A 13,274-nucleotide genomic window follows, 5' to 3' on the forward strand; every position below is an offset into this window, starting at 1 on the left:
GCGGCATGGCAGTCTATACAGAGATCAGCGACGACGAGCTGGCACGCTTCATTGCACGCTATGACTTGGGAAACCTCTTGTCGTGCAAGGGCATTGCAGAGGGCGTCGAGAATACGAACTATCTCGTGCACACCACGACGTCAGCGTTCATCCTCACGCTTTATGAAAAGCGCGTCGATCCAGCTGACCTTCCGTTTTTCCTCGGGTTGATGGAGCACCTTTCAGCGCAGGGTGTTACGTGTCCGTTGCCTGTTCGCGATCGCGAGGGGAACGTGCTGAACGAGCTGGCGGGGAAGCATGCGGCGCTCGTCACGTTTCTGGAGGGCATGTGGCCCAGGCGGCCGCACGTCGAGCACTGCCTCGAACTCGGCAGAGCGCAGGCGCGCATGCACACCGCCGGCGAGGGCTTTTCGCTTCAGCGCGCGAACGCCTTGGGCATTTCGGGATGGCGGCCGCTGTTCGATAAGTTCAAGGACAAGTGCGAGGACATCTCGCCGGGATTGCATGATCTCATCGCGGACGAGCTCGCGTTCCTGGAGACGTCGTGGCCGCAAGGGCTGCCGGACGGCGTGATCCATGCTGATCTCTTCCCCGACAACGTGTTTTTCATCGGCAATCGACTGTCCGGCCTCATCGATTTTTATTTCGCGTGCAACGACTCGCTTGCCTACGACGTTGCCATTTCGCTCAATGCGTGGTGCTTCGAGCCGAACGGCGATTACAATGCCACCAAAGGCAGGGCGCTTCTCAAGGGATATCGCGAGGTCCGTCCACTCACCGACGCTGAGCGGACGTCATTTCCGGTTCTCGCTCGCGGCGCGGCGATGCGCTTTTTGCTGACGCGCAGCTACGATTGGCTGAATACGCCGCAAGACGCGCTCGTCGCCCGCAAGGATCCGATGGATTATGTGCGCCGCCTTCGCTTTCATCAATCGGTTGCAGCAATCGGCGAATACGGTTCATAACCGCCGCGATGAGCGACACCATTTCGAGAGTTCAGATCTATAGCGATGGCGCGTGTTCGGGAAATCCCGGGCCGGGCGGTTGGGGCGCTGTGCTGATCTCAGGTAAGCACCGCAAAGAGATCAACGGCGGCGAAAAACTGACGACCAACAATCGCATGGAACTGCTTGGTGCGATTTCGGCGCTCGAAGCCTTGAAGCGGCGCAGCCACGTCGACCTCTTCACCGATAGCGTTTATGTGCGCAACGGCATCACCGGCTGGATCCACGGCTGGAAGAAAAATGGCTGGCGGACAGCGGACAAGAAGCCGGTCAAGAATGCCGAGCTCTGGCAGGCTCTCGACGCGATACGCAGCAAACACGATGTCGAATGGCACTGGATCAAAGGCCATGCGGGCCATCCGGAAAACGAGCGCGCGGATGAACTGGCGCGCCTCGCTATGGCGCCGTTCAAGTCGGGGCGTTCGTCTTCCGGATCGAACGCCGACTTAGATTGACTCGCCAAGCCTGGAGCAGAGATTTTCCGCGCTCGATTTTTCCGCGATCGGGGGAGAGTCCTCGACGTTCAAGACTTTCACGACGCCATCGTCGACCAGCATGGCGTAACGCTTCGAGCGAAGACCAAGTCCAAACTCAGAAAGATCGAGGTCAAGACCAACGGCCTTAGCGAATACGCCTGAGCCATCCGCGAGCATTTCGATTTTGCCGGTCGCGTCCGTGTCTTTGGCCCAGTTCGTCAGCACGAAGATGTCGTTCACAGCCGTGCAGACAACGCCATCGATGCCCCGAGCTTTGAACTCTTCAATTCGGTTCACGAACCCCGGCATGTGAGTTTTCGTGCAGGTCGGCGTGTAGGCGCCGGGTACCGCGAAAAGAGCGATCTTACGCCCGGAAAAGACGTCTTTAGACGATTTTTTCGTAGGGCCGTCGGCCCCCATAACAGTGAAGTCCACGTCGGGAATGCGGTCACCAACTTTAATAGTCATCGAGCGTTCCTCATTTCGTATCGAGTTTGATCGTCGTTTCTGACTGGCCTTTGCTATCGACCATTGTAACTGTCAGGGGGTTGCCGTTCAGCGCATCCAGGTCAACGCCATCCGAGAGATCGACGTTGAATTCGACGTTCGCGCCGTTTGCATCTTTTGCATCCGTGCGCTGCGGCAGCGGAAGATAAGCACCGCCGGGAGCGGCGACAAATACGTCTACATCTTTCGTGGATGCGCTTGCGACTGTCAGCACGAGTTTCGGTTTACCGCTCGCCTTATCCAGGCGCCACGTTTCGAGCGCGGGATCGACGCCTGCCCGCGGCTTGCCTACGGGAACCTTGGCCAGAGCTTCGTCAAGGTCGGGGGAATTTCCGAGGGCATTGGGAATTTCCAATTCCAGTTTTGCTTCCGCTGGAATGCAGATGTCCTTGCAGACTCCGTAGTCGATCCGGCTTTTAACGACGATCGGCTTTGTTTCATCTTTTGCCGTCAACCGGACGGGAAACAGCACGCGGTTCTTGTAGCCGACGGAATCGCCTGCCTTGTCCGTCGAGCGATGCGGAGCTGGGTAAAGCACCTCTGCCGACGCCAGGTTTTCCGAACCGCTCCAGTCGAACTCTGGAGGCACGCCGCCTGCGTCGCCCGGAACGCGCCAATACGTCTTCCAGCCTTCCGGCATCGCAATTTCGATCCCGGCAAACGTGCCCTTCTGTTCGCCAGCGGGTGTCGCGTGCCCTGCCAAAAGCCGGGCCTTGTTGTTGAAGCCCTCGACCCAATCGGTCGCCAATGGAGTGGCGGTTTCGCATAGCGCTGCCGTCGAACCGCAAACGAGGAAAAGACAAACCAGGGCTTTCACGCGTTAAGTTCTCCTAGGATTCTGCATTCCATCTTCGGCAATTTGGGTGCCGACTTTGGCTAAGCATGCAAGACTGCGGCGGCTCCGCCGGGTTAGGGCAACCTATTACATCGGACGGCGTTTTCGCCATTGCAACACCTTCACGGCGCGACCACAACAGACTAGGCTACCTCTATGAAGGCAACTCGAACGCGGAGCCGTTCCGCCCGCTCCGCCATCAAGCTTGAAGGGCAGCTTCTCATAGCGATGCCCGCCATGTCAGATCGCAGGTTTCAGCGGTCTGTAATCTACATGTGCGCGCACTCGGCTGAGGGCGCCATGGGGCTTATCATAAACCAGCGGGCAGAGCACATCTCGGCGCCTGATCTCTTGGAACGGCTCGGAATCTCGGCGCGGAACCGGGACGATGAAATTACGAGCGAAGCGCTCGAGCTTTCAATCCAGGTTGGCGGACCCGTGGAAACCGGCCGCGGATTTGTTCTGCACAGTGCCGATTATTTCTCCGAGGACTCGACGCTGACGATCGAGAAAGACGTTTGCTTAACGGCGACGATCGACATCCTCAAAGCGATCGCGCAGGGGAACGGACCGGCACGGGCTCTGCTTGCGCTCGGATATGCGGGCTGGTCTCCCGGGCAGCTCGAAACGGAAATCCAATCCAACGGCTGGCTCCATTGTCCAGCAGACCCGGATCTGATTTTCGACGAAGATCTCGACAACAAGTATTCGCGCGCGCTGGCGAAGATCGGCATCGATCTTTCGCATCTCGTTAGCGACGCGGGGCACGCTTAGCCCCCGTTCGCCGCGGAGATCTTAAATCCCACAATCGCTGGATTTGCCGACGCGTTTATTTCGACGCGGTCTTTGGCTCGATCACCGGCTTTTCGGTGGCGTCTGTTGCGGGCGCGATGTTTCCAGCCAATCTCGCCAAGCTTTTCGCGATTGAAGGCGGCAGCGTCGAATAGTCGGGCTGGGGCGGCGGCGGTGCTGCACTCTGAGTTGGCGCAGGAGCCGGTGCTGGCGGCCGCATTGGCTGCGGTGCAGACACTGACGTCGGCGGGGCAGCGCTTGGGATCGGCGGTGGCGCGCTGACTGCTCCGGGCGGTGGAACGCTCACAGGGAACGGCGACGTCTCGTTGCGCCGCTGCGTGTTCGGCGCAGATGCTGTGCGGACGCTGACGGGATCAGGACCGCCGGAGGTCGCGCGGGCGAGCGCATCCGACAGCGGCGTCGCGACACCGTTCGGGCGCGGCGGCGGCACGGCGTTTGGTCCGCGTCCGGCCTCCATCGGCCTTTGCGGCGCTGGCGATGGTTTCCCTGCGGCGCCGTTCGTATGTTGGCGTGGCGGAGGCGGTGGTGGCGGCGCGCCGGTGCGTGCAGCCGGGCGGCCCGACGTTACGCCTTCGCGCAACAGCGCTTCGACCGGCTTCGAGAGATCTTTTGAAATATCCGTCGGCGGCGGAAGTGCTCCGTTCATCGGCGGCTTCTTTGGTTCCGCCTTATGCCGTTGGCGCACGACAGAACCTGCGGGAAGAGCTGCTGGCTTTGCCCGTGAGGCTGGCGGCGCGGTGACGACCTTCTGCTCCGCTCCACCGTTTGCTGGCTTCCCTTGAGTGGTGACCGCTGCCGGACGTTGCTCCTTTGCAGCGCCCTTCTTTGCAGCCGACTTGAATCGCGGACGGAAGAAGCCGCGCGGCTGCATCTTTCGTTCCGAACGCTTCACCATCTTCAGAAGCTGCAGAACCTCGCGCTCGGGGATCGGCTCGCCGAAATAGTAGCCTTGCGCGTATTCGCAGCCGATGGAGCGAAGGAACGTCGCCTCGTCGGCGCGTTGGACGCCTTCGGCCACCGTGGTTTTCGACAGCTCATGCGAGAGCGCCACCATCGATCGCATGACCGCGGCACCCTCTGCCGTGCCGCTGCGACGGATGAGTTCAGGACAGATCTTGATCGTGTCGAAGGGGAAGCGGTTGAGATAGGCGAGCGAGGAATAGCCGGTGCCGAATTCATCAAGCGACAATTGTGCGCCGGAACCGCGAAGGACTTTCAAAACTTCGGCCGACTGCTCGGGATTTTCCATCACGAGGCTCTCGGCAATTTCAAGCCTTAGCGTGCCAGCGGGAACGGTATTGCGACCGAGGATATGGCGGATTTCCTGCACCGATTCCGGACGGAAAATCTGTGGGCATGAGATGTTGACCGTTACGAACAGCGGTCGCTCGATGCGGGGCAATTCCGTCAGCCAGCGAGCGGCGTCTTTCGCGGCGCGTAGGAGCACGTGGCAATTGATCTTCACCATCGACTCTGGGTCTTTCGCCGCGTCCAGGAGCGACGCGGGATTGACCAGTCCGAGCTTCGGATGCACCCAGCGCACGAGCGCTTCGAAGCCCGCGAGTTCTTTCGTCGGCAGATAAACGATGGGCTGATAAAGGACCTTGAGCTGCCCCTTCTCTATCGCCTTTGACAGTTCGATGTCGGACGGCTCTCCACGACCAATACGCATGGAGGGTTCAAAAATTTCGATGCGATCCGTGCCGACCTGCTTCGCGCGATACATCGCCAACTCGGCATCGCGCAGCAGATCGATATCGGTCGCTTCAGAACCATCCCAAAGCGCGGCGCCGATTGAGCCCGTCAACGTCACTTCTTGATTGGCCAACGGGATCGGCGCGCGCAAAGACCGGCGAATGCGTTCAGCAACCGCATGGAGATTGCGCGCCTCGCGTTCTCCGACGAACAGCATTGCGAATTGGTCTCCGCCGACACGCGCGACGGTATCGTGCGGACCAGTCTGGCGCTGCAAGCGCCGGGCAACGGTCAGCAACAGGCTGTCGCCACGCACAAGGCCGAACGACGAGTTGACGCTTTTGAACTTGTCGAGGTCGATGAAAATGACGGCCGGTTTGATGCCGCCTTCGGTTCTCGCGCGGGTGAGCGCAACGCGCAGGCGATCCTTGAACAGTTCGCGGTTCGGAAGCCCCGTCAGGCTACAGTTCACAGCGTCATGCAGCAGGCGCTCGTGAGCACGCTTCGTATCCGATACGTCGCGCAGGAGACCGACGCAGCGCAGTGTGCGTCCGTCCGAGTTCGGCACGCTGGCGGCTTCGAGTTCGAACCAGCGCCAGCTATTATCCGAGTGGCGCAAACGAAAATCGGTCTTGATCCTGACGCCTGAGCGTTCCTGCGCCGACATCAGCATCACGCGGAAGCGTTCTTTATCCGTTGGATGCACATGCTTCAGGAAGTCGTCGACCTTGGTCGATAGCTCGCCCGGCATCAGCGACAATGCCATTTCGACTTCAGAGCCGACCTTGATCTCGTCGCGGCGAATGTTCCATTCCCAGATCGCCGAACCCGAAGCTGCCAGAGCAAGCGATCGGCCCTGAAGTTCGGTCGGTGCGCCGGCGTAGCCCGCGTCGCTGGAGTGGAATGCAAACTGCGTCACGGTGAAACCCATCACCAGGACAACAAGCACGAGTCCAGCGATGAGGCTCGATACGACCATGTCTCCCGACATCCGGCCTGCGAGCGTCATCGCAGTTGCGAATATCCAGACCAATAGGAGTATCCATGTCGGCGTTAGTGAGAAGGCTCGGTTCTGTCCGCGGAATGCGAGGAACAGAATGAACAGGCTGCCGACGCCACCGATGCCAAGAAATGACAAGCGGGCGAAAGTTGCCGCAAGGCGCGGATCGATAACGGCGACGGCAATGAGCGTCAGCTGCGCGACGATCCAAACGCCGATCATCATGCGAACGATGCCGTGCCATTGGCCCAGGCGTAGGAACGTCGCCATGAAGATGACGAAGGTGCCCGCCATCGCGGCCTCGAGCGCCGCGCGATAAACAGCGTTGTCTTCCGGTCTGAGATTGAAGAGCTTGTGGAAGAAGCCGAAGTCCACACACAGATAGATCAGCACCGACCACGCGACGCTGGCGGCAGCGGGGAAGATGAGCTTGTGGTTGGCCGCGAAGATAACCGTCAGGAAGATCGCGAGAAGGCCCATCAATCCCAGCATGATGCCGTTAAAGAGCTGACGGTCGCGCGATTTGATTTCGTAATCGATCGGCTGCCAGAGATAGAGCCGCGAGAAATGCTCGCCCGCGAGTTCGGCCACGTAGGTGATCGTCTGGCCAGGCTCGAGCGTAATGCGGAAGATATCCGCCCGATCGCTCTTGATGCGTTCGGGAACGAAACCAACAGAGGGCGTCACGCTTTCGATGCGCCGCGCATCGAGATCCGGCCAGACGGTTCCGGAGCCGACAACGCTGTAACGATCTGCCGTCAGCAAACGCTCTAAAGATTTGTCAGACTTGTTCGTCAGCGCGAACACCATCCAGTTCGGGCTGGTGCCGGGCACCGACGCGCGGACCGTCATGCGGCCCGAGACGCCGTCCTGCGCGGCTGCCGTTTCGACCTGGAGACTATCGCCGCGGCCTTCGTAGGCTTCGCCAAGATTGGTAATCTCGAGCTTGTCCTGATCGGACTGCACGGATATTGGCGTCAGCGCCGACGCACTGGCCGCGCTTGCGAGCATCGCGATGAGGGTGACAATGAAGGCTGCTCCCCAGGCCTTCCAGTCTCCCCCGAATGTCCCCCCGGAACGCATCATCCGCCCCCGCCATCTCGGCGCGCTTGTGCGGCTGGCCTACCGGCGACGTGGGCATAAAGCAGATGGTCTTCCCAGCGGCCGTTAATCTTCAGGTAGTCGCGCGCCAACCCCTCGTTCTCGAACCCGCAGGATTCGAGAACGCGGATCGATGCTGCGTTCTTCAGCATCGTAGCGGCTTCGACGCGATGCAATCCGAGCTGGCCGAATGCGACGCGCAGGAAGGCAGTTACGGCGTCCTGCATGTGGCCGCGACCGGCATAAGGTGCGCCCATCCAATAGCCGAGTGATGCGGTTTGAGCGGAGCCGCGCCGGACGTTTGAAAGTGTCAAACCGCCAATGAGCGTGGCGCCGTTGAAAATGAAATACGGATAGGAGCTGTCTTCGCGAATGTCCTTCGCGTAAACGCGAAGCCGCCGACGAAACATGCTGCGAGACAAGTCATCAGGACCCCAGGTCGGTTCCCATGGCACAAGATGCGAACGGCTCAGGGCGCGCAGCTCGGCCCATTGCGCATAGTCTAACGCTTGCGGCTGTCGCAGCGTTACATCGCGGCCGCGAACCACCTCGAGATCTTCTTCCGGACGTGTTGTGCGCAGGAATGCCACGTCGCCGTCACCTCGAAACCTGTGCATCGGCCAACTGCGCCGACATCGGATTGAACATCGCAGCCACGCGCGCAGCTTGTCCGGCCGATTTTTTGCCTGAACCAAGGACGGCAACCGAAGCGGTTTCACCCATCAGCCGGCCGGCAAATGCCTTGACGTCATCCGGGCCGACGTTCTCAACGGCGTTGACGAGCTCGGACACTTCCACGAGGCGGCCATGCGCCAGAAGCTGGCGGGCCATCTGCTCGGTGTAGACAGCCGAACTTTCGAGCGCCATGAGCAATCCCGCCTTGATCTGAGCTTTAGAGCGCAGCAGCTCGGCGTCCGTTGGCCCGGACTTGGCAAGCGCACCAAGCTCCTGAGCGACCACGGCGGACAGCTCTTCGACCATATCGGCCCCCGTTGCGGCGTGTACAGCCAGCATGCCGGTGTCTCTTACCCCCCAGACCGTCGAATAAATCGAATAGCAAAGTCCGCGATCTTCGCGAATTTCCTGAAAGAGCCGTGACGACATCCCGCCGCCAAAGAGGCCAGAGAAGACCTGCGCGGCATAGAACGCCGGATCCAGATACGATGGCGACGGCAATCCGATCAGAACGTGGCTTTGCTCGAATGTTTTCCCCAGCGCCGCGGAGCCGCCCCGGTAATGCGCCTGCGATTCGTCTCCGCGTCGTCCCGGAGTGAGCCCTCCGAATAGGGCCTCAGCGTGGCGAACGATATCCGCATGGCGGACAGCGCCGGACGCCGAAACCACCATTGAGTCAGGAAGATAGTGTGTGCGGAGGTAAGACCGCAATTCGCTCGCGCCAAAGCGCGCGACGCTGGCCTTTGTACCGAGAATGGGCCGTCCGAGGGCTTGGTCCGGAAACGCGACGCCCTGCATCAAGTCAAAGACCACGTCGTCAGGATTATCGTCGGTGGACGCGATTTCCTGCTGGATAACGACGCGTTCGCGATTGAGGTCTTCAGGCGCGAACTTCGAATTGAGCAGGATATCCGCAAGCATTTCGAGCGCGACGCCCTCGTCGCCCGCGAGGATGCGGGCGTAATAGGCCGTCGTATCGAGACCGGTGGCGGCATTGAGGTCGCCGCCAAGGCTTTCGATCTCTTCCGCGATGGCTCGAGCGGAGCGCTTCTTCGTGCCCTTGAACGCCATATGCTCAAGGAAGTGCGCCAAACCGTGTTCGTCGTCGCGTTCGTGGCGCGAGCCGACGTCAATCCATATGCCGAGCGAGACCGTCGCCAGGTTCGGCATTGCGTGCGTTACGACGCGAAGGCCGTTTGGCAGCATTGTCAGCTCGGTGCTCATCACTGTACCCCCGTGCTGGCGCGGCATCGGCTGCGGACAAAGTCCTGCAAAACAGCCAGATCGTTGGGCAGCGTTTCGAAGCGCTCGGTATCCTGCAGCAAATGCTCAAGATGCGCGGGAAGGCCGGGTCGCTCGCCGGTTATGCTTTCGATGGCATCCGGAAATTTTGCCGGGTGCGCGGTCGAAAGCACGACGGTGTTGCTGCCCGCCGTTTCACGTTCGGCAGCGACGTAAGCGCATGCCGTGTGCGGGTCGAGACCGTATCCGTAGGTCGCTTTTGCGTTTCTGATTGCGTCGGCCACGTCGCCTTCAGTGGCGGACACGGCGGCGAAATCGGATTTGAGTTTCGACCAGGCCGGGCCGAGATCGAACTCGCGACGCGAGGCGAGCGACGTCATCGCATCGCGTACGAACGCGGAATCGCGACCGGACGCTTCGAAGAGATAGCGCTCAAAATTCGATGAAATCTGGATGTCCATCGACGGCGACATCGTCGCGACAACGTCCTTCATCGCGTAGACGCCGGTTTCAAGCGCACGCGGGAGAATGTCATTGGCGTTGGATGCGATGATCAGCTTGTCGATCTCAAGCCCAAGCCGTTTGGCGGCGTAGCCCGCGAAGATGTCGCCGAAGTTTCCGGTCGGCACTGCGAACGAGAGACCTTTCGTATTTCCAAGTCGCGATGCGGCCCAGAAATAGTACGTCACCTGCGCGACGATGCGTGCCCAGTTGATAGAATTTACGCCCGAAAGCTCTACGGAATCGCGGAAATCGTGATCGTTGAACATCGCTTTCACGAGAGCCTGACAGTCGTCGAAGGTTCCGTGAATGGCGACGGCGTGAACGTTTGCTTCCTTTGGCGTCGTCATCATCCGGCGCTGCACGTCCGAGACGCGGCCTTCCGGAAAAAGAATGACAACATCGACGCGCTTCGACGAACGGAACGCTTCGATCGCCGCGCCGCCGGTATCGCCGGATGTGGCGCCGACGATCGTCGCGCGAGCGTTGCGCTTTTCCAGCACGTGATCCATCAGGCGGGCCAGCAATTGCATGGCGACGTCTTTGAAGGCCAGCGTCGGACCGTGAAAGAGTTCGAGGATGCTCAAGCCGGGCTTCAGCTCGACGAGCGGCGTTACTTCCGGCGTGTCGAAGGTTGCGTACGCCTCGGTTGCCATGCGGTGCAATTCGGCGCGGGAGATTTCATCGCCGGTGAACGGATGGATGACGTCGACCGCGATCTCGACGAACGATTTGTTCGGGAATGACGCGATGGTTTCGGCCTTCAGAGTTGGCCACACATCCGGAAGGTACAGGCCGCCGTCGCGCGCAAGACCTGCCAGCAGAACGTCTTCGAAACCAAGTGTCGGCGCGGTGCCCCGGGTCGAAATGTACTTCAAATTCACACTCTCACGATCGACGGTTGATGGGGCGAACTTAGAGCATTTTTCGGCGCTTGGGGCGCTGTTTCGACAGAGCTGCTACGTCTCGTCCCTGGCTTATTGTGTATTGTCCCAGGATCAGACGAGGCGTCCCGAGCCGGTGCGCCGATCGACCCGACTTTTTCGCGTCAAACCTCGGGTTTCCGGCTGTCCAAAGCCTGAAGTCGCTGGCGCGCGAAGACGGTGAAAATAGCCGCCAGGATCACCGCAAATGCAAACCAGGTCACCACGTATTGCAGATGAGGATTGGAGATATTGACCTCTGTCGTTCCGCCCTTCGGCCAGCCGCCTGGATTTTCGGGAGTGGCATCGGCGTCGATCGAGAAGGGAGCATAAGCCTGCACCTTCTCGGCGCTGAACTGAAGCGGCGACGGCGGACCCTTAGCGCCCCACCGCATGGCCTCGAGATCGCGCCAGTACCAGCGGTTCGCGGCGTAGTCGGGATCGATTGCGAACCAGCCGCGGTGTTCGGGAAGACGCACGAGGCCCGTCACCGTAACCGGTCCTTCGATCTGACCTTCGGCTCGCTTGGCTGGATCCTTCAGATCGTCTGAGACCCAGCCCCGGTTGACGAAGACAGGAGGCAGACCACCGGCAGGTCGCAGCAGCGTATAAACATGCCAGCCTTGCGACGACGTCTTCGGCGCATAGAGATGGTGTTCCTGGCTGTTGTCGAATGTTCCAGAAATGCGGACGTGGAGGTATTCGACGTCTCCGGTTTTCACATACCGCGAGAGCGCCTCTGGATATGAGACGGGCTCCGCGACGCTGCGTTCTTTGACCTTCGCGATGAGGTCTTCCTTCCACGCCAAGCGGTGCCATTGCCAGTTTCCAAGGCCAATCAGCACGGGCAGCGTGACAATCGTCAGTATGGCAGGAAGAATGAGACCTGCGGCGCGCCAGCGCGCGAACATGGCTATTCCTTTGCGATTCGGCCTTCTTCGGCCTTGTTCCGGAACTGAAGCGCGATCAACGTCGCCTTGAGAAATCGAAGCAGAAGCAGAGTGACGATCGGGGCGAAGATACCCCAGAGAATGACGTGCATCCACCAAGGCACGCGCAATTTAAACTCGGCCAGAAGCGCTCCGCCGAGACACAGGAATCCCATGATGAAGATTCCGAAGACGGCGGGCCCGTCACCAGTGTCTATGAAGTTATAATCGAGGCCGCATTCGCTGCATTTCTCTGCAAGGCCCAATGAATTTGAGAACAGCTTGCCATTGCCGCATCGCGGGCAGCGGCATTTCAAGCCCGCAATCAGCGGGGAAACTTCAGGTATCGAATTCGACACGGCTTAACTCGATCCGGCAGTGCCTAGGGTAATCCAGACGATCCTGGATTGCCTTCGGGTTTCCAATAGGAAAGAGGCGGCTCTGCGCCGCCTCTTTGTAATTCATCATCTGGATCGCGAATAATCGCAATCGCTCAGCCTCAATGCGCGCCCGGAACCTGCGGGCCAGCACCCCAAACGTAGATGCAGGCGAACAGGAACAGCCAGACCACGTCAACGAAATGCCAGTACCAAGCAGCGGCTTCGAAACCGAAGTGTTGCTTCGGCGTAAACGCACCGCGGAATGCGCGGAAGAGGCAAACGGCAAGGAAGACCGTGCCGATGAACACATGGAAGCCGTGGAAGCCAGTCGCCATGAAGAACGTCGCGCCGTAGGTGTGGCCAGCGAAGCTGAACTGCGCGTGGCTGTATTCAATGATCTGGCAGATCGTGAACAGCACGCCGAGAAGAACGGTCAACAGCAGGCCAACGGTGAGGCCGCGGCGATCGTTCTTGAGCAGTGCGTGGTGAGCCCACGTCACGGTGCAGCCCGACGTCAACAGGATGAGCGTATTGACGAGCGGCAGACCCCACGGATTGAATGTGGCCTTGAAGAAGCCCGGAACAGCAGCAGCCGTTTCGACCGGAGCCGGGGGCCAGTGGCCGCCGTAAACTTCGTTGCGCGACGTCAGACCAATCATCTGGCTCGCATTGTTCATGAGCTCATGAACGCCCGCCGGAAACAGCGCGCTGTCGAAATATGCCCAGAACCAAGCCACGAAGAACATCACCTCAGAGGCGATGAACATGATCATGCCGTAGCGCAGGTGAAGTTGAACGACCGGTGTGTGGTCGCCCTTGTTGGCTTCAGTGATGATATCGGCCCACCAACGCCACGCGACGGCGATGAGAAGTGCCAAGCTAACGGCGAACAGCCAGGGACCCGTGATGCCGAAAACACCTTCGCCATCGATATGCGTCCGCATCCACGCGATGCCACCGACCGCCATCGTAAGGGCGAAGAATGCAGCCGCAAGAGGCCAGGGGCTAGGGTCTACCAAGTGGTAGTCGTGATGTTTCGCGTGCGTGTCAGCCATTATTGCTCTCCGTCGTCCCCATCGCTTCCGGATCGGCCCCTCTCCGGTATTGGCGTTCAGCCCGTCCCGGTCGAAGTACAATCCGGCAATCGTTGCCGTTTATGTTTCTTCTCGTCTTGTAGATGTGAAGTCTCAATC

The 13,274-nt window shown here is 60.0% G+C and carries 12 protein-coding genes; 3 read left to right on the top strand and 9 right to left on the bottom strand.

The window, feature by feature from the left end; all coding sequences use genetic code 11:
- The first annotated feature begins 5 nt into the window (after positions 1–5).
- Both DLM45_RS06165 and rnhA read left to right on the top strand, forming a co-directional pair.
- The gene (locus DLM45_RS06165) at positions 6–965 is read left to right on the top strand and encodes a homoserine kinase (protein WP_181336301.1); all 960 of its coding nucleotides are present in this window, start codon (positions 6–8) and stop codon (positions 963–965) included.
- Between the two features lie 8 nt (positions 966–973).
- Entirely contained in the window at positions 974–1,459 is a 486-nt protein-coding gene (gene rnhA / locus DLM45_RS06170) for a ribonuclease HI (RefSeq protein WP_181336302.1), read from the top strand.
- Here the strand turns inward: rnhA and DLM45_RS06175 are convergent.
- The gene (locus DLM45_RS06175) at positions 1,451–1,948 is read right to left on the bottom strand and encodes a peroxiredoxin (RefSeq protein WP_181336303.1); all 498 of its coding nucleotides are present in this window, start codon (positions 1,946–1,948) and stop codon (positions 1,451–1,453) included. The two genes, rnhA and DLM45_RS06175, sit on opposite strands and share 9 nt — an antisense overlap.
- A 10-nt stretch (positions 1,949–1,958) precedes the next feature.
- Complete coding sequence (locus DLM45_RS06180) at positions 1,959–2,804, bottom strand: protein-disulfide reductase DsbD domain-containing protein (RefSeq protein ID WP_343062247.1); 846 nt, start codon at positions 2,802–2,804, stop codon at positions 1,959–1,961.
- Between the two features lie 174 nt (positions 2,805–2,978).
- On the opposite strand from DLM45_RS06180, the gene DLM45_RS06185 reads away from it, so the two are divergent.
- Complete coding sequence (locus DLM45_RS06185) at positions 2,979–3,596, top strand: YqgE/AlgH family protein (protein ID WP_181336304.1); 618 nt, start codon at positions 2,979–2,981, stop codon at positions 3,594–3,596.
- Between the two features lie 55 nt (positions 3,597–3,651).
- On the opposite strand, the gene DLM45_RS06190 is transcribed toward DLM45_RS06185, so the two are convergent.
- The 7 genes from DLM45_RS06190 to DLM45_RS06220 form a co-directional block, all read right to left on the bottom strand.
- The gene (locus DLM45_RS06190; protein ID WP_181336305.1) at positions 3,652–7,416 is read right to left on the bottom strand and encodes a sensor domain-containing phosphodiesterase; all 3,765 of its coding nucleotides are present in this window, start codon (positions 7,414–7,416) and stop codon (positions 3,652–3,654) included.
- Entirely contained in the window at positions 7,413–8,021 is a 609-nt protein-coding gene (locus tag DLM45_RS06195) for a GNAT family N-acetyltransferase (protein WP_181338207.1), read from the bottom strand. Before DLM45_RS06195 ends, DLM45_RS06190 begins: the two co-directional genes overlap by 4 nt.
- Positions 8,022–8,028: 7 nt before the next feature.
- Positions 8,029–9,330, bottom strand: a complete 1,302-nt coding sequence (locus DLM45_RS06200) for a M16 family metallopeptidase (protein WP_181336306.1) — start codon at positions 9,328–9,330, stop codon at positions 8,029–8,031.
- Positions 9,330–10,727 (bottom strand): threonine synthase, encoded by a 1,398-nt coding sequence (thrC, locus tag DLM45_RS06205; RefSeq protein ID WP_181336307.1) that lies wholly within the window; start codon positions 10,725–10,727, stop codon positions 9,330–9,332. Before thrC ends, DLM45_RS06200 begins: the two co-directional genes overlap by 1 nt.
- 170 nt (positions 10,728–10,897) lie before the next feature.
- Positions 10,898–11,683 (bottom strand): SURF1 family protein, encoded by a 786-nt coding sequence (locus DLM45_RS06210; RefSeq protein ID WP_181336308.1) that lies wholly within the window; start codon positions 11,681–11,683, stop codon positions 10,898–10,900.
- A 2-nt stretch (positions 11,684–11,685) separates the two neighbouring features.
- The gene (locus DLM45_RS06215; RefSeq protein WP_343062248.1) at positions 11,686–12,060 is read right to left on the bottom strand and encodes a DUF983 domain-containing protein; all 375 of its coding nucleotides are present in this window, start codon (positions 12,058–12,060) and stop codon (positions 11,686–11,688) included.
- Between the two features lie 140 nt (positions 12,061–12,200).
- A complete protein-coding gene (locus DLM45_RS06220) occupies positions 12,201–13,136 on the bottom strand; it encodes a cytochrome c oxidase subunit 3 (RefSeq protein ID WP_181336309.1) in 936 nt (311 codons plus the stop codon).
- Positions 13,137–13,274: the final 138 nt, after the last annotated feature.

Source organism: Hyphomicrobium methylovorum (assembly GCF_013626205.1).
In the GTDB taxonomy this organism is placed as follows: Bacteria; Pseudomonadota; Alphaproteobacteria; order Rhizobiales; family Hyphomicrobiaceae; genus Hyphomicrobium_B; species Hyphomicrobium_B methylovorum.